Raw genomic sequence first — 21,120 nt, 5'->3', positions numbered from 1 at the left:
TTGCTTGCCTTCAGTTGCTTGCCTTCAGTTGGCTTCGACGAAGCCGGATATGCATCGGACCGCATGTTTTTACAACACAGTTATCATGCGATTCGCCTGGTTGCATAAACCATCGGACCATGAAAGAAAGATTAGGGCAAAACGTCGAATGACAGACGACTCCATCTCGGCCCAGGGTTTTCGGCCCTCCATTTATGCAACACCATTTCAACGCAGCGGCGATGGCGCTGCCGTGGAGTTGCTGTCAGTTTCCGAACAGGATGAATTGATCGGCATTTCAAGGCTTATCAACGTTCGGCGTCATACCGTGCTTTATCCGGAGGGAGGGCAGGCGCTGTTCGTCTACAACATCGTGAGTGGCGTCGCGCAAACATACCAACTTCAGCCAAACGGGGACAGGAGAATTACCTCCTTCCTGTTCCCTCGGGACTTGATGGGGCTTAGCGAAAATGGCACTTATGTTGCGACAGCGCAGTCGCTTACGCCGGTCATCGCCTACAAGATTCCGATCGATGCGCTAGGGGCCATACTCGAGCGCGACCCGCGGCTGGATATCAACTTGCTTTGCAAGCTGTGTCATGAACTTCGCCAGTCGCAGCATCATACGATTACCGTCTCGAAGAACGACGGTCCGGCGCGGCTCGCGAATTTCCTGCTCTGGATAGAGCGGGCCTATGTGACGCCCGGTCAACCCGTCGGAGAACTCATGTTGCCAATGACGCGGCATGACGTTGCCGACTACGTTGGCTTGTCAGTCGAGTCCGTCAGTCGCGCGCTTCATTCACTCGAATCGCAAGGAGCAATCCTTCGGAACGGACCGCGCTTTATCACGTTGCTGGACATCAGCAAACTTCGCAGGCTGGCAGGACTGGAATAACGGTCGCCGTTTCGGGGTTCACCGCTTTCGTCGATCACCATAAAGGCAACGCGATGCTGATGCGAAGCCCACTGCCGGGCGCGTTCCCGACCGAGATTGTGCCGTTCAGCCGATGGACGCGTTCGCGCATCCCCAGCAGACCAAACGATGTCGGGCTGGGCGTGGTTCCGGTCGCCAAGCCTTGCCCATTGTCCTCAATGTGAACGACGCACGTCTTGCCCGCGCGCGCCAGTTCAACGCTTACCTGCGTCGCAAACGAGTGCTTGGCCACATTGGTCAGTGCTTCCTGGACGATTCGGAATAAGGATGTCTGGGCCGGCTCGCCCAGATCCATGTTGCCGATCTCAATGCGCGCCAGGACATCAATGCCGTGTCGTTTCGTGAAATCTTCGATGAACCATGCGAGCGCGGGCTGCAAGCCCAAGGTATCGAGTGGAATGGGGCGCAGGCCGCTTGCGATTCTTCGAACCGAATCCATCGTTCGATCGAGCAAGTCGAGCATGTCCTTTGTGTAAGGATTGCGTCGCGGCTCCGAGTGTTGGTCAGGCCCGAGATCGCGCTCCGTATTGACGAGAGCCATTTTGAGAGCAGTCAGTTGCTGCCCGAGATCATCGTGAAGCTCGCGCGCGATGCGAACCTGCTCCTCTTCCCGGGCAGCCTCGATGCTCGCTGACATCAAGCTGATGTGTTCGAGGTCGGCGAGGCGTTTGCGCTCGGTCATGTCACGCGTCACTTTCCCGAAACCTATCAAGGTGCCCGCCTGATCGCGGATCGCGGTGATGACCACGTTCGCCCAGAACTTCGAACCGTCCTTGCGTAAGCGCCAGCCCTCACTTTCCGACGTTTCGTTCGCGGCTGCCTTGGCGAGCTGGGTAGCCGGATTTAGGGCCGCCTGATCCTCAGGCGTATGAAAGACCGAGAAGTGGCGCCCGATAATTTCATCGGCGCGATAGCCTTTCATCTTCTGCGCACCGGCATTCCAGCTTACGACGACACCCGACATGTCGAGCATCAGGATGGCGTAGCCGTCGATCGCCTCGACCAACATCCGGAAACTCGCATCGGTTGCAAGCAGCAGATCGACATGCGGCCTGTCTCGTTGCGGCGACTCTTTGGTTTGGTTGTTCATGGGCATTGCGCGAGGGCAGTCATACTGAATCGCCGCATGAGCGGCAGGGATCGTTCGACACTGCGAGCGATAAAGACTGACACGCCCACGACAAGCGGCGCTGTGATAGCCCGCCGAGCGTTCCCGCATTGTTACGGGCAGTGGCTTGAGCCAGCATTGATTTGAATCAATTTTGCCCTTGCGCATGAGAGGGGGAAACAGGTGATGAAGTGGTGAACAGCCCCTCCGGCATCCTTTGAGGCGCACGCATTTACTCGTCAAATACCTCGTTTTCGGCTTCAATCGAATCAGACTCGACGCATTGCACATGCCAGCGATCCAGGCGCACTTTCAAGTTCGAGTCGCCATGCCACACCACATGTCCAAACTGGCCTTCGATCAGGCGAGTACGGTCGTCCAGATCGAGTCCGGTCAAGGTGCACAGTGCGTCTGTTGAATCCGGGTCGCAGATAAACGTTGCGGTGGGCGCGGTGCGCAAAAGGCCCCAGGACGGAATGTCGACGCCGCTGTGCATTTCCCGCGACCAGTGGTGCAATTCCAGATCCAGCCAAAGGACTGCAAACGCGTCGGGGTCTGCGGGTTGGTCCAACTTGATCGTGATACGCATTGTGTCCTCCGCAACTTCAGGTTAGTTACTCAATACCCATTGCACGAGCGTGCGGGCGTCTTCTCGCGAAAGCGGGCCACCGCGATCCGCCGGCGCCGGCATGGCCATATCGCCCCAATGTGCGGGGCCGCCGACCCGCAATTTTTCTTCGAGCATCAGAGCGGCGTTCGGAACGTTGCGATAACGCTCCGCGATCTGCTGAAACGATGGCGCAAGAAAAGGTGAGTCGACGGTATGGCAGAACATGCAATGTTGCTGATCGACAAGTGCGACCGGCTCCGGCGACGCGAGCGCTTGCATCCCTGCGCACAGTAAAAGACCCGCGATACCGGCCTGACGTGATAGCTGAAGTGGCTGCATCGACAGGCTCCAAAAGTGACGCAACGTCATCGTTCAATGAGACATGAATACCGGGGCGATCATGCTTTCGAGCATGGTTCTGGTCACGCCGCCAAGCACCCGTTCTTCGGCGCGTGCGTGACCGTATGCGCCGAGCACCAGAAGATCCGAGTTCGTATCGGCGAGGGCATTCAGCAACATAGCGCCGGTGCTGACGCCGGATACGTGTAGCAATAAAGTAAACCCGGCGCGTACGTTTTGCCGTTCCAGATACGCCGTCAGTTCGAGTCCGGCCGTCTCCCCTTCTTCAAGATGCCGGATCACGCAGGCAATCTTCACTAAACGCGCATATTGCAGAATGGGAAGGGCGTCCTTCACCGCGCGCGCGGCTGCCCGGCCGCCATCCCATGCGATCAACACCGAGTCGCCGAAGCGCTTCACGCGCCCCGCATACGGAAGCAGAATGGCCGGTCGACCGCCGCCCATCAACAGGTCTTCCAGGAAATGCTTTGCGACATACGCCGCCGGGTCCGCTGGATCTTGTTGACCAAGAATCAACAGGTCGGCATGGCGTGCGTGCAGCGTGGCGTTTTCGATGGCAGGGCCGGGCGGTGCGCGCCACTCGCCGTTGAAGCCCGCGCTCTGAGCCGCAGCCGTGAAATGCTCTTGAGCCCGCTGCTGCCGTGCTGCGCTCTGTGCTTCGTTGACGGCCAGGTTCAGGCTTTCGTCACGTCTGAACAGAGGTCGCAGAAGGTCCTGACACACAACATAAAGTCCGATCAGGTGCGCGTCGTGCTTGAGCGCAAAGTCGACGGCGAACTCCACGCGCGCGTCACTGCGCTGGCTGTCGTCGATATGTACCAGGATTGTCTTATAGCTCATCACGAGTGCTCCATGGGTGAGTCAGTGAAGGCGCCCGCATCAATCCGGGTCGTGAGCTCCTGATTAGAAAGTCTATGAGCTGCTACTGCGCGCCGATTGATGTAGATCAAGTGCGAGCGGGCATCGTATCGCGGGCAGACTGATTGATATAGGTCAACGATCAGCCGGGCTCCACGTCTAAATTGACAGCGACCATGCGGCGCTCTTCGCGCCTTGGTTCACGGAATGAGGACTCGATCATGGCAACGGAATTCGCTCGCCCGCTCGCCTCGGGGGTAAATCTTGACCAGGATGGTGTGCTGTCGCTGACGCTTCCGAAGAAGGCGCCATCGGAGCAAAAACGCCTTCAGATCAGTTAAGCCGTTGGCGCGCGGTCTGCCGCGCGCTTTATTTATCGCAGAGGATCTTATGAAAACCGACCTACAGTTGAAGCAGGACGTGGAAGAGGAACTGGACTGGACGCCGGAAGTCGATTCGTCGAGCTTCGTGGTTGAAGTGCAGGACAGCATTGTGACTTTGCTCGGTCATCCGGCAAGCTATGCGGAAAAACTCGCCGCTGAAAAGGCTGTGCAACGGGTGTCTGGTGTCAAGGCCACCGTTGTCCAGGCGGAGGTCCGTCTGCCGCCCAAGGATGTGATGGGCGATGCCGATATCGCCCGCGCCGCCAATTCGATCTTGCAATGGACGGTTGGACTGAAGGAAGGCGCCGTGAAGGTCCAGGTTGAAAAGGGTTGGGTAACGCTGCGTGGCGATGTCGAGTTGAACTGGCAACGTTATCGCGCAGCACGGCGCATTGCGCACATGCGCGGCGTGACGGGTGTCGCAAACATGATCAAGGTGCGCGGCGGTCTCGCTCCGGCCGACGTCGGTGAACAGATCAGTCGGGCCCTGCTGCGCCACGCTGAGCGCGAGGCCAAACACATCGGCATCGAGGTGCATGACGGTGTCGTGACCCTGAGTGGCACGGTGGGAAGCCACGGCGAACGGGAGGCCGCTCGTGGCGCTGCGTGGTCCGCGCCTGGCGTACACGCGGTGGTCGATCACCTGGTGGTGGAATAGGGGAGAGGCGCCGGGACTCTCAAAGGGCAGGTGACAAGCGCTAGCTGGACCGTCACCGGTTCGGGTGAGGAATTAAAGCATCAGTTGCGGCGCGTTCCTGCACTCTAGAATCTTTGCAACCGGGCGCGAGGCAGCACTCGACGGTCTTCGCGAAGTCTAGGCATTTGCAGCACTCGCATGGCTGATGCAAGTCAAGCTTGCGTCTGGCCTCATGTGCGCGCTTGCGGTCGGCTCAACAGGATGAACGGGATGAACGGTGTGCAGCGTCACGCGTGAGCTTGAAAATGAAAGTAGCGGCTTCCAGTACGCGCGCTCGCCGAACCTGGTCTGGGGCACATCGGTGTCGAAGAACAGCGTTCGCGCGCATTCTTCCGGTAGCAGCGGATCCTCATTCGCCAGTTGCTTCACGAGGACTTGCTCGTCGGCATCGCTGAGTCTTTGCGGGTCCAATTTCCGTTCCCTGATACGACGGAACAAACTGGTGGTGGACGCGTGGAAGTCGAGGATAAGCACCGGGACTGACAACGCTTGGGCAAGCTCAAAAAAGCGCTGCCTATGGTCATGTTTGAGGAAACTTGCGTCAACGATGACACTGTAGCCATCCTCGATCGCCCGGCTGGCCAGAGTGCGGAGCCTGGTGTAGTGAGCATCGATCGCGGCGTGTGTGTAGGCGGTCCGTGGCAGGGTTTTGTCCCCGGCGGCCTGAAGCGGCCGATCACGTTTGCGCTCGGCATCGCTTGAAATCCGGACCGCGCCGATGAACGGCGCCAGTTCTGCCGTTGCCACTGACTTGCCTGATCCTGAAAGGCCATGACACAGCAGAAGCGTTGCATGTTGCGGCTGGATTGCCTCGATCGCACAGTCGAGGTAACAACGGGCGCGCTGCGCCGATGGGTCGCCGCGTGTCTTCAGGGTTTCGACCAAGGTTCTCACCAGCGCGCGATACACCACATAAAGCCGCAGGACGCGTAGCCCTGAAAAGTCGCCGGTCAAAAATAGCCATCGGTTCAGGAAACGGGCTGCCAGGTCGGGCCGCTTGTGCGCCTGCAAATCCATGACGAGGAACGCGACGTCGTTCATCACGTCGATCCAGCGCAGCGATTCGCTGAAGGCGATGCAATCGAAGACGAGCACGTCGCGTCCTGTTTGAACCAGGTTATCGAGGTGCAGGTCGCCATGGCATTCACGAACGAAGCCCTGGCGCCGGCGTTCTTCGATGTCATCCGCCAGTCGTTCAAGCTCTGAGTGACACCACGCGCGTATGGCCGATGGAACCCCCACACCAGCGCCTTCGAGTCCGTCGAGAACAGCGTTCACCTGTGTGTGGAACAAAGGCGCGGATCCGTATTCTCGCCGGGGCGCAAGCGCCGGAATGGACTGATGAAAACCGGCGATACGCTCCGCTGCACATTCGATTGCTTTGTCGCCCAGCCGATTCGCGTTCACCAGATCGGAGAACAGGCAGCCGTCCTTGAAACGCTTCATGTGCACCGCATAGCCGATCACGCATCGGTCTCCGCCAAGCCTCGCGGTACGTCCAACTCGGCTGAGTGGCATCACGCCTCTATAGAGACGCTTGGCGAGGCGCCGATTCAGCCGTACTTCGGCTTCGCAGCAATGCTGTCTCGTTGTCAGCCGCGTGAAATCGGCAAAGCTGAGCGTCACCGGTTTGTTGACCTTGTATGCGTGTCTCCCGGCCAGATAGATCACCGATATATGCGTTTCGATTCTGCGGATCTGTCCGGCAGGATGTCGATATGTACATGAGCGGCGCAGTGCCGTATCGATCAACCGCCATTCATGCGTCGCTTTCCTTTCGCGCATCGAGCTATGTGCTGTCATGGTGACCGCCCTGAGAGATTTTCACGCGGCTTTTCATGCCGCGCCATCACTCCATTTCGCGCGTTTCCAGCGTAGGCCCGCTTGACCCAGATCAAGGGCGTGCGTCGATTGAGGGAAGTCGGTGGGGTGGGACGGGCAGGATACCGGCAGATACGGGTCGGGTGCCGCGTCTAAAGCCGGAGCCGGCTGGCTTCAGTTCAGGAGTCCGACCCGGCGCTGCGGCGGCGATCTGCGGCCGGGAAAACGACGGGCGATTCGCAGGGTCTCAGCTACCCGGCAAGACATACGCCTCGGGGAAGAAGTAATCCTTCCATGACGTTGCCTTGTTCTTCAAGACACCGAGCCGGTTGAGCTCGCTCGCGTAGACGAAGCTGCGCTGCGGGGAAATCGTGAATTCGATTTCGGGATCGTTGACGATCTTCTGGACTAGCGCCAACGGCAGGTTTGAATGCTCTACGCGAATATAGGCTGCAGCGGCGGCATTCTTGTCGCTATTGATGATGCGGGCCGCCTCCGCCAGCGCGTCATAGAAGGCGCGGTACGTCTTTGGATTTTCATCGTGGAATTTCTGCGTGCTGTACAGCACGTTGAACGTGGCGTGACCGCCCAGTGTGTCATAGGAACTCAGCACCTTATGGATGTTGGAATGCTCCAGTGCCTGGTACTGAAACGGCGGACTCGAATAATGCGCGTCGATTTCCGTGTGGCCTGCGATTAGCGCGGCGGTCGCATCTGGATGGGGCAGGCTGACCGAGATCGTGTCGAATCGTTTGTAGTCGCTGTCGCCGAAGACCCTGGCGGTTTCGATCTGCAGGGTACGCGACTGGAAGCCGACGCCCGCCGCCGGCACGGCGATGCGGTCCTTGTCGGTGAAGTCCTTGAGTGTCTTGATGTTGGGGTTGTTGGTCAGCAGATAATTGGGCATGGAGCCGAGCGCTGCGACCGCCTTGACGTTCTGTTTGCCACGGGTGCGGTCCCAGACGGTCAACATGGGCGGCACGCCCGCCGACACCACGTCCAGGGCTCCGGCGAGCAGTGCTTCATTCATGCCTGTCGCGCCGGAAATGGTGCGCCACTCGACCTTGATGTCCAGCCCCTGCTGCCTGCCGTATTTTTCGATCAGGTGCTGATCCTGGACGACGTCGAGTATCAGATACCCGATACCGAATTGCTGCGCGATGCTGATCTTGCCCTCGGCATGCGCCGTGCACGCGAGCATTGCCGCGCCGCAAAGAACCATGGCATGCGCCAGACGCTTGACCACTGAACCCCGGATACCATTTTTCATATCTTTATCGCGATGCTTTGTGCCAGTTCGTGAATTGTTATGCGGGCGGCCGAGGCGCACAAGCACTCCAGGCGACACCGATAATTGCCGGGTAGTCTACAGGCCACAATATGTACCGGGTAAATGACGTTTGGGAATATGCATATACGCTCGGGTGCATGTGTTTTCAACAGCCGTCGCCATTCCCGCCACCAGGATTTCTCGCGCTCGGCGGGTTTGTTTGCTCACTGTACTGCTCTTGTGCAGGGAGCGGCGCCCGCGCGCGGTCGGGCTCTCGACTGCGGCGGGTTATCCAGGCAGCAGGACAAGGGACAAGACGTTATATTTGGCTGTATATTACGAAACGACGAAGCCAGCCATCTTTTGCGGCCCGTCACGCGTTGGATCTGCGCTGATTATCCGATGAGAGGTGTCCCGATGCATGGTATGCCACATCCGCGTGCCCAGACGCCGGCGGACGATTGTGCGACGTACCGTCTGGCACGGAACAATCGATCAACCGATCAAGGAAATCCAGAAGACGGCCCGATTGCCGACGCGGGCGACGGGCGTCTCCGGTTAGCTGAACTGGAGCCGCATTTCCACTGCTCGGTCCTTGGAACCTGTCTCAGCGGCCCGGTGCTGCATGGCATCGTTCGTTATTTCAGCGGACCCGGCTGGCGTGGCCGCAGTGATTTCGAAGTGCATCACGCCGCTGTCCAGCTTGCCGCCGAAGGCGGAGCCGCTGCCGATATCCTGCATGAGGCGCTCGACCATCGGTGGAGCGCGATGTTGGCGCGTTTTGGCGAGGTGACAGACGTGTGCGAACTGTACGAGATCTGGGGAGCCAGACAACAGGATCGCGATCTGCCCGGCACTTACTGGGCCTTGATGACGCATCCCTGCGCGACGGTTGAACTGCGTCAGCGGGTTTTCTGCGAGATTCACGGCATGAGGCTTCTCCCGGCAGATCCCGGATGACATGCCGGGAGGGTGGGTGACGACGTACGCATGTCAGCCCGGAGCGGAGTATCTGAGTGAACTCCCGGTTTGAAGCCGAGTGGCCCCTCGGGTGAAGGCACGGTCTGGCCGTTGGGATAGCAGCCGGTGACCGGATAGTTTCTAAGACCTTGAGCGGTGCATCAAGTCAATGACAGTACAAGTCGTTCTCGGCGATGAACATGTCGAACGCGAGCTGCTTCGCCACGCTTTCGCGCGCTGTCGTCAGCCATCGGCTCTGGCGCCACTCGCGGATGGTGGCATCGACGAACCGCATGCTTGCCGCATCGCCGCCCGGCGTCGCAATGAACGAGGGCGTTGGATCGATATTGCCGGGGAGCACGCTGTAATAGCTCCAGTCGGGCTGCTTCAACAGCGACTTGATGACGAGCTCATCGTCGACCAGGGCGGTGCATTCGCCGGCCTGGAACGCCAGCAGCGCGTCGAGTGGCCGGTCGTAGGTAATTAGACGCACGTTATGGAGCCGCGCGGCTCGGGGGCCGTAAGCATTACCTGTCGACGTGCAGATCGAGCCTCCGCGCAAGGCCGCCCAGTCGTGTACGTTTCCGTGACGCAGGACCAGCGCTTGTCCGCGGCCGCTCGCATAGGAGACGGGTGAGAAAGATAGCGTAGAACCCGGCTGGAACGGCAAGCCGTCGATTGCAGCATCGGCCTTGCCAGTTGCAACCGCGACCGCAGCAGCATCGGGCTCGCTAAGCAACAGATCGACGGGCAGTCCCAGCCGCCGTCCGAGATCCGCGGCCAATGCAGCCGAGAAAGGATCAGGCGATCGCAGCGTGCGGTCCACGTGCCCGACCGTCAACACAGGGGCGGGCCGGGGCGGCACCGCGACAATCAGCCGGCCGCGAAGGCTGGCGGCCGCGAACGGTTTTTCAAGCGTGACGAACCGGCTCAATACCGCGCCAATACACACAAGCACCAGCAGAAAAACGGCCGTACGATTGCGCGTCCTCGTCCCATAGCGCGGACCGAGCGTACCGGCGCCGGCTCCGTCGCTAGCCATTTTGTGCAATGCCGACGCGCCAGCGCAGCAGCTTGCGCTCAAGCAACGAGAGGCCGTAGTTGATAAGCAATCCGAAGAGTGCAAGCAATACGATGCCTGCGTACATATCGGGGATCTGGAATGTTTCCTGTGAGTTGAGCGTGTAGAAACCCAGCCCCGAGCGGGCGCCGATCATCTCGGCGGCGACCAGCGCGGTGATGCTGTACGCACCGGCAAGCCTGATGCCGGTCAGTATTTGCGGCAAGGCTGCCGGCAAGATCACCTTGGCAAATATGAATCCTTGCTTGGCGCCCATCGACCGTGCGCAATCGATAAAGATCCGCTCCACTTGCTTGACGCCGGACAGGGTGTTGAGCAGCACAGGCCAGAATGCGGCCCACACGATGATCGCTATCTTCGACGATTCCCCTATGCCCAGAAAGAGCATGAAGACAGGGAACAGTGCGAATGCGGAGACTTGTCGCAACAATTGATAAAGCGGATCGGCGATCCGTTCAGCGCGACGGAACCAGCCCAGCAAAAAGCCGCCTATGATCCCGGCCGCCACGGCGAGCAACAAGCCCGCGATAGAGCGAAACGCACTGCTGCCAAGATGCTTCCACACTTCGCCGCTTTCGAAGAGATGCGCGATTGCAACCAGGACAGCGGAAGGTGGACTGAGATAGGCCGAGTTGACGATGCCGGCGCGTGGCAGAAATTCCCACAACAGCAGGAACGCAACCAGCGCGACGCTGCGCTCGAAGAGGCGCACGGCGTGAGCGCGCACGCGTGAAAACGCTGCGGCCCGCGCAGGTTCTTTCGATTGCGAGGCGGCGGTGTCGGAAGCGAATTGCTCGCTGGCGGGGAGGGCGGCCGTCGCGGAAGATCGATCAGGCATTGAGGGTCCTCGTATCTTCGCGCTCGGTCGTGCTGCGCGTCTCGGCGACCTCGGTCTTTAGCAACGCCCACGCGCGCTGCCGCAACTCCAGGAACTGAGCTGAATTACGCACGGTGTCGTCGCGTGGCCGAGGCAGGGGAATGTCGATGATCGCCTTCACCCGGCCAGGACCGCGCGTCATGATTGCTACACGGTCGGAGAGGAAGATTGCTTCATCGATGCTGTGGGTGATGAAGACCACGGTCTTGGCGCTTTTCTCCCAGATGGTAAGCAGTTCGCTTTGAAGCGTCTCGCGGGTCTGGGCGTCGAGCGCACCGAAGGGCTCGTCCATCAGCAGGACTTCGGGTCCGTAGGCGAGCGCTCGTGCAATGGCCGCGCGCTGACGCATGCCGCCGGAAAGCTGGTGCGGATAATGATTGCCGTACGCCTGCAATCCGACCAGCGAAAGAAAGTGCGCGGCTTGCTCGCGGCGTTGCGCGCGTTTTACATCGCGGATCTCAAGGCCGATTTCCACGTTCTCGATGACCGTGCGCCAGGGGAACAGCGCATATCCCTGGAATACGACCCCCAGCTTTCGGCTGACGCCACTCAGAATCTGTCCGTCGATGCGAACATCGCCCGTGGTCTGCGGGACGAGTCCGGCGAGTATGTTGAGAAGGCTCGACTTGCCACAGCCGCTGGGTCCCAGCACCGAGAGGAATTCTCCTTCGCGCACCGACAGGTTGAAATCCTGGAGCACGGCATTCCTGCGCGCCTGCCCCGGCGTTCCCTGGTCAACATAGGTCAGGCCAAGATGCTCGGCGACGATCTTGTCGCGGTGCGTTGAAACGCTGCTCACGATGCCGCTTCCGCGTCGTGACCCGGCGCGGCCGATGCGGACTTGCTCAAGCCCGTGGGCGCATTCGCGCGTGCGGGTGGCTGCGCGTACGGGTTGTATTCGTTGGTGTACACGTCTTCGACCTTGACCTTGCCCTTCGGAATCTTGCCGGCTTGTTCGAGGATGTCGATGTAATACTGGATCGGCGGGGTGGTGACGACGAGGTCCTTGACATAGGCATAGCGTTCGACCACGTCGACATCGATCCCGAGCCGCTCGGCCGTCAGTTTGCGCGCTTCGTCCGGATGCGCGTTGACCCAGTTCCCCGCCTTGGCAATGGCGGTCACGAAGTCGCGTACCGCCTGCGGATGAGCACGCGCAAACGCACCGTTCACGCTGTACGGCGCCATCCCGCCCAGGCCGTGATCCTCGTCCCAGTCGCTCCACAGTTTGTGAAGCTGCGGGTCATGTTCGGCGGCGCCGGAAAACGGCGGATGAATGATCGCGATGTCGACGTTCTTCGTGACCAGCGCCTGTTGGGACTGATTGTCGGGCACGACCAGCCAGTTCACCTTCGACACATCCACGCCATGCTGCGAGAGGTATTTCTTCGTGACGAACTCAGCGCACGCGCCGAAGCTGTTGAACGCGACCGTCTTGCCTTCGAAGTCCTTGGGCTGCGTGATGCCGGAGTCCTTGCGCGAGAAGTACTTCATGTGCGGTGCGTCGGGCAGGGTCTCGCCGCCGGCGGAAATGACCTTGATGTCGGCGCCGCTGGCGATTGCGGAGATGACGAGCGGCACCATGCGTGTACCGAAGTCGATCTCACCCGTGCCGACCAGCGGAATGATCTGCGGCGCCGATACCTTCCCGACATACTTTGGACGCGTACTCGTACCGTCGAAGTAGCCGAGCTTGTCCGCCAGATAAACGAGGTCGAATGCCGGATTGTCGGGATACTTGAAATACGTCACGTTCTGGGCTTGCGCACCGCTTGTGGACGCGACGCTCGGGGCGCCATCGCGGGAATTGCAGCCGCTCTGGAGGAGCAGCAGCGACGCCGCGATCGATGCGACGGCAATGGAGATCGTGCGGTCACGCAGGCGGGACCGGGTCGGGGTAGAGAGCATCGGGATACCTGGCAAAAGGAAGCGGCGAAATCTTCAGGCACGAACGCGGCTGCGCATAAAAGCGCGCATGTTCGCAACCTGAGCCAAAGACGATTTTCGCTTTTGCGGGTCCCGCGCCTAACTAATTAAAAATTCTTTCGATAGCAGGAAACATGCAGGTTGCCGTAAGGTGCCGACTCTTCCGGGAATGGGGCGAAACTGTTTACGTGCCGGAAGCATTCGTGTAACCGGTCGCTTGCGTCAACACTGTCAACGTCCTGGCTGCCAGCTACCACCGTGGTCTGACCTTCAGGTCGGGGCCGACACGCTCAGCCACGCACCTAGCCCGTTATTTGGCGGCAGGGAAGCCACCATGAAACCGCCCGAACGTCCGGGCGGCGAAGATCGCCATCAACAACGCACCGAGACCCGCGGTGCCGGCGTCCGCCGTGACGCGTATATCGAAACTTCCAACCCGGTAGATCAGAAGGTACCCCAGCGCAACGTTGAACGCTCCCCACAAGACATTAACAGTTGACGAGGACAACCCTTTGCCCGATGGCGTGGCAAATGGACTCTGGAAAGATCGCCCCATCATTCCGCTTACGACGTGTGGAATCGCGTTGGCAACAACCGCTCCGCCCAGGAAGTAGGAAAGGTAGTGATACCAGGACATCTGATGGCTCTCCAATTGTCATAACAGTGTTTGTTGAGACCGCCTTATGCCGCGAAGCGGGTGGTCAATGTGGTCCGTGGCCCACCTGCCGATTCATCATGCCGACGGCCGGCCAACGCACAGGTCAAGATTCGCATTAACCAGTCAAACTTGCAAGTTTATCTTGCAAGTTTGACTGATGACATTCATCCTTGACACACACTCAACCCGACCGCGTTTGAAAAATCATGTCTACCAGGACTTTCGAGCAAGCCGTCATCGACTTGATGCAAGCAGTAGGACTGCTCGTACGGCGTACCCGCAACGAATCCCATGCGAGTGAGCTCTCGATGACGGAATCTGTCGTCATGTCGCGGCTGGCTAATGACGGGCCCGCCACTATCGCGGCACTCGCGCGCGCCGAAGGGATGAAGCCGCAGTCGATGGGAACGACCATTACCTCGCTCGAGGAAATGGGCATCGTAAAACGCACGCCGCATGTTACCGACGGGCGGCAGATGCTTATCGCGTTGACGCCGAAAGGTGTTCGGTTACGCAAGAAAAATCGCGAGGCGAAGCAGATGTGGCTATCGCAGGTGATCGCGGAACTCGATGCAGAGGAGCGAGACATGCTGTTCAAGGCTGCCGGGATCATCAAGAGGCTGGCCGAGAAATAGGCGACTGAAGAGTGAATGAAGAGTCAATGAAAAGCGAATGAAAAACGAGATGAAGAAGAGCGCCAACGCGCCTGGCGGGATTGATCCGTCTGTCTGGAAAGTGGCCCTCGTCGCCGTGATCGGGCCGTTCATGACGCAACTCGACTCCACCGTGGTCAACGTTTCGCTCTCGACCATCAGTCACACACTTGACGCGTCGATTGCGACTGCGCAATGGATCATCAGCGGCTACCTGCTCGCAATGGCGCTGATGCTGCCGCTCAACGGTTGGCTCGTGGACCGTATCGGCGCGAAGCGCCTCTACATCATCGGCTTCGCGACATTCACATTGGCCTCTATTCTATGCGGGGCGTCCCGAACCATGGGCGAGCTGATCTGTGCCCGCGTTTTCCAGGGACTGGTGGGCGGCGTGCTGGCGCCTATGACACAGATGATGATTGCGCGTGTGGCAGGGAAAAACATGGCGCGTGTGATGGGCTATACCGCCCTGCCTATTCTGCTTGGTCCCATCCTTGGTCCGGTATTGGCCGGGACGATTCTTGGCGTTTCCACGTGGTCCTGGCTGTTCTACCTCAACGTACCGGTCGGCATTCTCGGTGTCGGGCTGGCTTTCTTGCTGCTTCCGGGCGACGCCATCTCTCTACAAAAGCGCCCGTTCGATTTCCTCGGTTTCGCGCTGATTTCACCTGGCCTCGTTGCGCTCATCTACGGGCTTCAAAATGCGTCGCACACAGAGGGACGATGGGTTCTGCTCGCTGGCGCCGTGTTTCTTGCGGGATTCTTGCGGCACGCGAAACGCAAGGGCAGTTCGGCACTGATCGACGTGCGGATCTTTGCGGACCGGACTTTCTCTGTCGCCGCCGCCACGCAGTTTTTCGCCAACGGCATTTTGTTTGGCCGGCAACTTGTCGTTCCTTTGTACCTGATCGCAGGCTGTGGGTTGCCCGCCGCGCAAGCGGGTTGGATCATCGCGTCGACGGGTGTCGGCATGATGTGCTCGTTTCCACTTCTGGGATTCCTGACAGAAAGATATGGCTGCCGCGCGGTCTCGGCGGGCGGTGCGTTGCTGGCTTTCCTGAGCACGATCACGTTCCTCTGGATGACAGGACATCAGTTCTCGGTTGCGTGGGCCGTGGTCAGCCTTTTCCTGGCCGGGGCGGGTCAGGGAACGATCAGCATACCGTCGATATCGGCGGCGTATTCGTCGATCCCGAAAGCGCGGCTCGCCGTCGCGAACACCGCGTTGAACATTGCACAAAGGGTCGGCGGTCCGGTTGCGACCACGCTCCTGGCCGTGGTGATTTCGTTGACGATGCACAAGCCGGCGAACGCTCAGCCACGGCAATTCCTGATGGCCTTTGTGATGCTCTCCTGTTTTCATTTGTTAGCTTTCGGGGCGGCAACGCTCCTTCCGCTACGAATACATCGCGCGTCAGAAGCGTGAGCGTTCACGGTTTATCGCTGCCGGATTGGCCGCAAATGCCGCGACTACCCTCCTGCCTTCTCCTGAATCCGTACCACCCCACCGCCACGAAAGAAGCTGCCGCGCCGCTCACGCCACCTCGCGCGTGTTGGTCCAGGACCACAAATCGGCAGGCGACAACGCCTTCGAGAACAGGAAGCCCTGCAGCTCGTCGCAACCGATCGTGCGTAAGATGCGAGCCTGATGCTCGCTCTCGACACCCTCGGCGACCACGCGCAGCCCCAGTTCGTGGCCGAGCTCGATGATCGCCCGGATGATGGCGAGATCCGCCGGGGCATCGAGCATGTCGAGCACGAACGCACGATCGATCTTGAGCCGATCAAGCGGAAAGCGGTTCAGATAGCTGAGGCTTGAGTAACCGGTGCCGAAATCGTCGAGCGATAACTTGACCCCGAGCGCGCGGATCGCGTTGATCGTGGCGAGATAGTTCTCCGCGTTGTCCATCAGCACGGTCTCGGTGATCTCGAGTTCGAGGCGCCACGGGTCCACGCGATGCCGCGCGAGACTGTCCGCGAGCGTCCCGATCAGGTCCGGCCCGCTCAACTGGATCGCTGACAGGTTGATCGAGACGCGCAGCGGCATCAGTCCTTCTGCATCCCACGCGGCGATCTGCTGGCATGCTTCGTCTATCACCCACGCGCCGATTGGAATGATGAGCCGCGTATCTTCCGCGACCGGAATGAACTGCGCGGGCGACACCTTGCCGATCTGCGGGCTGTTCCAGCGCAGCAACCCTTCGACGGCCACCAGTTCGCCCGTGTGCGCATCGACGCACGGCTGGTACTCGAGCCGGAACTCGTGCGTCTCGATCGCGGTGCGCATGCACGCTTCGAGCGTCAGCCGGTAGCGGGCGCGTTCGGCCATGTCGGGCGCGAAGAACTTGACGAGGTTGCGTCCCGCGGCCTTCGCCTGGTACATCGCGGCGTCGGCGTTCTGCATCAGCGTCTCGATGTCCTCGCCGTCGTCGGGGAAAAGCGCCACGCCGATACTGCACGACACCTGCAGCGTGAGGCCGCCGAGTTCGTGCGGCTGGCGCACGAGCGGCAGCAAACGCTCATCGATCGTGCGCGTGACGTCGGCCGCGTTGCTGACGCCGTTCAGGATCACCGTGAATTCGTCACCGCCGAGCCGGCTAACCGTGTCTTTGCTGCGCACGGCCTGCAACAGGCGCCGCGAGACTGAGCGCAGAAGGTTGTCGCCGATGTGATGGCCCAGCGAATCGTTGACGTTCTTGAAGCGGTCGAGATCGATGAACAGCACCGCGATGCGCTGCCCCGTGCGGCGCGCGTTGCCGAGCGCGACGCCAAGGCGCTTCACGAACAGCTCGCGGTTCGGCAGCTCCGTCAGCACGTCGTGCTCGGCCAGGAACTGGATGCGCGCCTCGCTCTTCTTGCGGTCCGTGATGTCGATCAGCGTACAGATGTAGTGGGACAGGTTCGCGCGCCGGTCGCGCACCGCGCTCAGCATCAGCCATGCCGGATAGTCGCTGCCCGCGCGCCGCCGCACGTGCGCTTCGCCATGCCATGCGCTCAGGCGATCGACGGAATCGATAACGGTCGGGAAAATGTCGTCGTGCTCCTGCGCGCCGAAAAGGAAAGCGGGTTCCTTGCCTGCCACGTCGTCGGCACGATACCCCGTCGCACGATAGAACGACGCGTTGGCAGTCACGAGCCGTCGCTGCGCATCGAGAATCAGGATTGCTTCGGATGACGCCTCGAACACCTTGCCCCACAGCTCGAGGCGCTGCTCCATCAGCTTGATCTGGTTGATCGGCGTGAACGCGGTCAGCACGGCGTCACGTCCCTGGAAGTTGAAGCGCCGCGCTGACAGCATGGCCCAGGTGGGTTCGCTCGCGGCCTTCCAGTGCACCTCGAATTCGTCGACGGCCTCGCGGTCGGAGAGTTGCTGGAAGAAACGCGCGCGAACCTCCGAGTCGAGACCGAAGGCCCACGGGTCGACCGTGCAGCCATTCAACCAGTAGAGCGCGGGCGTGTTCGCGTGCAGCACTTCGTGCCCGGGGATCGCCGTGACGACCATCGGCACAGGGGTCGCCTCGACGAGCGCATGCTGCGCGGCCGACGCGCGTGCTGTCGCCGCGAGTTCCTTCTGCACGTCGCGCTCGCGGTCGAGCTGCGCGAGCATGTCGTTGAAGCCTCGCACAAGCTGTCCGATCTCGTCCTGGCTATGCCAGCTGGCACGCAGCGAATGGTCGCCCGTGCGCCGCACCGTGTCCATCACGCGCGCGAGCTGGCGCAGTGGCCGCGAAATCTGCTGTGCGACGGAATACACCATGCTCAGGATCGCGCACAGCAGGAATAGCGCCGTGCCGAGATGCAGCCACATGCGCTCAAAGAGGCCACGCACGCGCTCATGCAGCAGTGTTTCGAGCTGATTGGCGGTCACACTCCACGCGTCGCTCACGCTCATTACCACGCGCTGCTGCGCGGCATCGAGCGCGGCAAGCGTGTCCACATTCGAGCCGGCATCGACCGCGGCACCGGCTACACGGCGATACGCGTCGATCGCGGCCAGCATGCGCCCGACTGGTGGTCCGATCGTCCCTGCCAGCAAGGGGTTCGCAGCGGAAGCCTCCGCGTAGTCGGAACGCAGCCCCTGCAATACGGCGTCGAGCTGCCCTTCCAGCACGAGGTAGCGGGTGCGCATCTCGTCACGGCTCATCGGTGCGGCGCGATGACTCGCGCCGGCATCGTGCAGGTGGCGGCCGATCCGGTTGACGTCGTTGAGCAGTTCTGGATAGCGCAGGATGGACAGCGACATGGAGTAGTAGCTGTCGAGGTCCGGATCCAGAATGAGGTTCGACTGGTTGCCGACCCGCGTCACCAGTTCGCGCGTCGCCTCGAGGCCGCCGTCCGCTGTTGCGGTGCTCGCATGCGCCGCCGTGCTGGCCGCGAGCACGGCCAGCACACGCGCATTGAGCTCGGCGCTCTGCATGTTCGCGCCATAGAGGCGCTCCGCGTCGGCGAGGCGGTTCGCTGTGCGTTGCAATTGGGCCGCCGTCTGCGGCTGCCCGGCCCCCGCGAGTGCAAAGTCGATGAGCGCGTCGTGCGCGGCCGCGACGTAGGCGTTGCCGATCAGCTCCTTGTCGGAGAAGTCGATCGCGATGTACTTCTCGTGGATCAGGATGCCGCTGATATACAGCACTGCGCTCAGGTCGAGCAGATAGATCAGCAGCAGCTTGCGGCCGACGCGAAGCCGCGCAAGAAACCGGAAGAACAGGTTACGTTTCATGAGCGCTGCCGCTCGACCGCGAAGCTTTCTCCCCGGCTGTCATAAGTCAGACGTTTCACTGCGTTTCTCCGTGCGGGGAACGTCGGACCTGGGTCAGGTCCGGTCGAGGAAACTCCCTGTTCATGCTATCGACCGGTTGAACGACTTCTTTAGCCTGTGCTTAAAACTCCCCAAGACGGTGCCGGAAACGCGACACGATGGTGCGAGCGCTCGCAAGGCTTGCCGTGGGGGTGTCCGCGTAACGGTAATGAAGCACTCGCCACGCTGTCGGCTTCACCTCATGAAAGTCGCGCCTCTGCTGGCGCAACGCCGCATTCCTCTTCACTGAACCGGGAGTGTTTATCCCGATGGCCTTTACCGCGTTAATCGTGACCGCTCGACGTCAAGCGGGTGGCCGGCCGACCTCCAGTGCGTCAATGGGCTCATTCAAATAATGAATTTTCTCCAGGTAACGGTCGCAATTAGCATCGATTCAACACGAAACCGACTCACAAGGAGGTTGTTTGCAAGCAGGCAATTCGACGCAATGGATCAAACTTGCGCGCGCGGAGGATATTGAAGATGGCGATGTGGAACGTTGCGAAGCAGCCGGCACATGTATCGCGGTCTTTAACGTGAACGGGACGTTTTATGCGACGAGTGATATCTGCACCCACGCTTACGCGCATCTGTCGGATGGATATATTGACGGTGAGACGGTCGAATGCCCGTTGCACCAGGGACTGTTCCACATTCCCACCGGACGCGCGATGTCGCCGCCCGTCACCGAGAATTTAAAGACGTTCGCGACCCGGGTCGAGGATGGACACGTTTTCGCCGAAATAGAAATAAAGGAGGAAAACTAAGCAATAGATTTTATGGAAATACACATAAACACAGACCGCCGATCCGGCGGCATTCCATCGAAGCATGGAGGAGCACAACAATGATTGGCTATAAAAACAGTGCGGTGCGCATGGCCGCAGCGCTGGCCGGCTACGCGTGCGTGTCGTTCGCAAGCGTCAACGCAGGCGCGCAGGAATCCGTGCACACCCAGCTAAACGGGGTCATCAAGCAATATAGCGGCGTGACGAGCGCTTCAATGACGAATCCGGACGTCAAGAAGCTCTTCGACAAGGACGGTTTCGCGGACTATCTGGCCGACTACCCGGTGGGCAATCTTGCGCTGGGCTATGTATGGAAAGTCGGGATGGGCGCGACCTTCACAGGTCATTACAGCAAGGTCACGATCAAGGCGCCGTTCACCGACTACATGCCGCTGCCCGATGGCCCGGTGCTCAATCCCAAGAAGACGTATCGAATTGGTTTCGTCTTTCACGGCTTCAACAACCCCTGGCTGATGAGCCTGGCCGACACCGCCGCATGGGAAGCTGCACGTCATCCGAACGTGCAGATCGATATAGTCGATGCGCAGTTCGACGATAACCGCATGTCGCAGGTCATCGACGGCTGGATCGCGAAGAAGTATGACGGCATCGTGCTCTGGCCGAATCGGGAAGCGCCGATGGGTCCGCCCGTGGACCGTGCAATCGCTGCCGGTATTCCGGTGGTCAGCGTGGACCGGCGGACATCGTCGACGAAGATCAGTTCGGAAGTGATGGGCAACTTCTACGCGAACGGGGTTCAGCAAGGCATCTATCTCCAGCAGGCGACGGGCGGCCAGGGCGAGCTCATCATGAACCGCAAGGATCTTGGCAGCACCGCTGACGCGATCCGTTCCGGCGCGTTCCTGCAAACCATTGGCAAGAGCAATGGTTATCACATTCTTGCGTCATATCAGGTGAACAGCGATCGTACGCTTGCATTCAAGGCGACGGCGGATGCGCTGCAGGCGTACAAGAACATCTCCGTGGTGTTCAACGCCGGAGGCGAGGAAGCCATGGGCGCGCTCGATGCAATCCGGGAGGCCAAGCGTCTCAACAGCGGCCCGGGCGGCAAGAAACTGGTGATTCTCGCCGACGACGACGCGAACGAGGTCCTCAAGGAAGTGAAGGATGGCAACATCGACATGGTCGCGCCCTACACACCGTTGATCGGCGATCTCGGCGTGCGTGTCGTCCTCGAGCATATCGGCTTCAAGGAAGGCCTCATCAAACAGGCGCCGCCCAAGCTGGTGCTCACGCCCAACCTTCCGATGATCACGAAGACGAAGATGAAGATCGGCGGGATTGAGACGGTGACTCCGGACGAATGGCCCTACGGTTACGGCCCGGGAAAATGAGACTTCG

The 21,120-nt window shown here is 60.3% G+C and carries 19 protein-coding genes; 7 read left to right on the top strand and 12 right to left on the bottom strand.

The annotated features are described in order from the left end of the window. The first annotated feature begins 148 nt into the window (after positions 1-148). The gene (locus tag ACSQ36_RS29220; protein WP_213764541.1) at positions 149-877 is read left to right on the top strand and encodes a Crp/Fnr family transcriptional regulator; all 729 of its coding nucleotides are present in this window, start codon (positions 149-151) and stop codon (positions 875-877) included. A gap of 34 nt (positions 878-911) precedes the next feature. On the opposite strand, the gene ACSQ36_RS29215 is transcribed toward ACSQ36_RS29220, so the two are convergent. From ACSQ36_RS29215 to ACSQ36_RS29200, 4 genes are all read right to left on the bottom strand, one after another. Then, positions 912-2,006 carry a PAS domain-containing sensor histidine kinase gene (locus ACSQ36_RS29215; RefSeq protein WP_436184658.1) on the bottom strand — a complete coding sequence of 365 codons (1,095 nt, stop codon included), beginning with the start codon at positions 2,004-2,006 and terminating at the stop codon, positions 912-914. A 250-nt stretch (positions 2,007-2,256) separates the two neighbouring features. Further along, positions 2,257-2,613 (bottom strand): DUF3564 family protein, encoded by a 357-nt coding sequence (locus ACSQ36_RS29210; RefSeq protein ID WP_436184657.1) that lies wholly within the window; start codon positions 2,611-2,613, stop codon positions 2,257-2,259. 21 nt (positions 2,614-2,634) lie between these two features. Then, positions 2,635-2,973, bottom strand: coding sequence for a c-type cytochrome (locus ACSQ36_RS29205; protein ID WP_436184656.1), 339 nt, complete (start codon positions 2,971-2,973; stop codon positions 2,635-2,637). Between the two features lie 33 nt (positions 2,974-3,006). Next, positions 3,007-3,834: a universal stress protein gene (locus ACSQ36_RS29200; protein WP_436184655.1), complete on the bottom strand. Its 828-nt coding sequence runs from the start codon at positions 3,832-3,834 to the stop codon at positions 3,007-3,009. A 408-nt stretch (positions 3,835-4,242) separates the two neighbouring features. On the opposite strand from ACSQ36_RS29200, the gene ACSQ36_RS29195 reads away from it, so the two are divergent. Continuing rightward, positions 4,243-4,893: a BON domain-containing protein gene (locus tag ACSQ36_RS29195; RefSeq protein WP_436184654.1), complete on the top strand. Its 651-nt coding sequence runs from the start codon at positions 4,243-4,245 to the stop codon at positions 4,891-4,893. Between the two features lie 156 nt (positions 4,894-5,049). On the opposite strand, the gene ACSQ36_RS29190 is transcribed toward ACSQ36_RS29195, so the two are convergent. Both ACSQ36_RS29190 and ACSQ36_RS29185 read right to left on the bottom strand, forming a co-directional pair. After that, complete coding sequence (locus ACSQ36_RS29190; protein WP_436184653.1) at positions 5,050-6,735, bottom strand: AAA family ATPase; 1,686 nt, start codon at positions 6,733-6,735, stop codon at positions 5,050-5,052. A gap of 265 nt (positions 6,736-7,000) precedes the next feature. Then, complete coding sequence (locus tag ACSQ36_RS29185; RefSeq protein WP_436184970.1) at positions 7,001-7,954, bottom strand: ABC transporter substrate-binding protein; 954 nt, start codon at positions 7,952-7,954, stop codon at positions 7,001-7,003. A gap of 486 nt (positions 7,955-8,440) precedes the next feature. On the opposite strand from ACSQ36_RS29185, the gene ACSQ36_RS29180 reads away from it, so the two are divergent. Next, the gene (locus ACSQ36_RS29180; protein ID WP_436184652.1) at positions 8,441-8,983 is read left to right on the top strand and encodes a hypothetical protein; all 543 of its coding nucleotides are present in this window, start codon (positions 8,441-8,443) and stop codon (positions 8,981-8,983) included. 166 nt (positions 8,984-9,149) lie between these two features. Here the strand turns inward: ACSQ36_RS29180 and ACSQ36_RS29175 are convergent, their stop codons facing one another. The 5 genes from ACSQ36_RS29175 to ACSQ36_RS29155 all read right to left on the bottom strand — a co-directional run bounded on the left by ACSQ36_RS29175 (position 9,150) and on the right by ACSQ36_RS29155 (position 13,504). Next, positions 9,150-10,025 (bottom strand): substrate-binding periplasmic protein, encoded by an 876-nt coding sequence (locus tag ACSQ36_RS29175; protein ID WP_436184651.1) that lies wholly within the window; start codon positions 10,023-10,025, stop codon positions 9,150-9,152. Next, on the bottom strand, positions 10,018-10,902 hold the full coding sequence (locus ACSQ36_RS29170) for an ABC transporter permease (RefSeq protein WP_436184650.1): 885 nt from the start codon (positions 10,900-10,902) through the stop codon (positions 10,018-10,020). Before ACSQ36_RS29170 ends, ACSQ36_RS29175 begins: the two co-directional genes overlap by 8 nt. Beyond that, positions 10,895-11,740: an ABC transporter ATP-binding protein gene (locus ACSQ36_RS29165; protein WP_436184649.1), complete on the bottom strand. Its 846-nt coding sequence runs from the start codon at positions 11,738-11,740 to the stop codon at positions 10,895-10,897. The genes ACSQ36_RS29170 and ACSQ36_RS29165 overlap by 8 nt, the downstream gene beginning before the upstream one ends. Then, on the bottom strand, positions 11,737-12,849 hold the full coding sequence (locus tag ACSQ36_RS29160; RefSeq protein ID WP_436184648.1) for an ABC transporter substrate-binding protein: 1,113 nt from the start codon (positions 12,847-12,849) through the stop codon (positions 11,737-11,739). The genes ACSQ36_RS29165 and ACSQ36_RS29160 overlap by 4 nt, the downstream gene beginning before the upstream one ends. 328 nt (positions 12,850-13,177) lie before the next feature. Continuing rightward, positions 13,178-13,504, bottom strand: a complete 327-nt coding sequence (locus tag ACSQ36_RS29155) for a hypothetical protein (RefSeq protein WP_436184647.1) — start codon at positions 13,502-13,504, stop codon at positions 13,178-13,180. 227 nt (positions 13,505-13,731) lie between these two features. On the opposite strand from ACSQ36_RS29155, the gene ACSQ36_RS29150 reads away from it, so the two are divergent. Further along, the gene (locus ACSQ36_RS29150) at positions 13,732-14,160 is read left to right on the top strand and encodes a MarR family winged helix-turn-helix transcriptional regulator (protein WP_436184646.1); all 429 of its coding nucleotides are present in this window, start codon (positions 13,732-13,734) and stop codon (positions 14,158-14,160) included. 37 nt (positions 14,161-14,197) lie between these two features. Further along, a complete protein-coding gene (locus tag ACSQ36_RS29145) occupies positions 14,198-15,604 on the top strand; it encodes a DHA2 family efflux MFS transporter permease subunit (RefSeq protein WP_436184645.1) in 1,407 nt (468 codons plus the stop codon). Positions 15,605-15,712: 108 nt separating this feature from the next. Here the strand turns inward: ACSQ36_RS29145 and ACSQ36_RS29140 are convergent, their stop codons facing one another. Then, positions 15,713-18,892 (bottom strand): EAL domain-containing protein, encoded by a 3,180-nt coding sequence (locus tag ACSQ36_RS29140; RefSeq protein ID WP_436184644.1) that lies wholly within the window; start codon positions 18,890-18,892, stop codon positions 15,713-15,715. Between the two features lie 503 nt (positions 18,893-19,395). Between ACSQ36_RS29140 and ACSQ36_RS29135 the strand changes: the two genes are divergently transcribed. Beyond that, a complete protein-coding gene (locus tag ACSQ36_RS29135; protein WP_213764557.1) occupies positions 19,396-19,737 on the top strand; it encodes a non-heme iron oxygenase ferredoxin subunit in 342 nt (113 codons plus the stop codon). Positions 19,738-19,817: 80 nt separating this feature from the next. Beyond that, a complete protein-coding gene (locus ACSQ36_RS29130) occupies positions 19,818-21,113 on the top strand; it encodes a sugar ABC transporter substrate-binding protein (protein WP_213764558.1) in 1,296 nt (431 codons plus the stop codon). Positions 21,114-21,120 lie beyond the last annotated feature (7 nt).

This window comes from Caballeronia sp. LjRoot34 (assembly GCF_964253815.1).
Classification (GTDB): domain Bacteria; phylum Pseudomonadota; class Gammaproteobacteria; order Burkholderiales; family Burkholderiaceae; genus Caballeronia.
The sequence above is the reverse complement of the archived record's forward strand: the minus strand, read 5'-3'. Positions and strand labels throughout refer to the sequence as shown.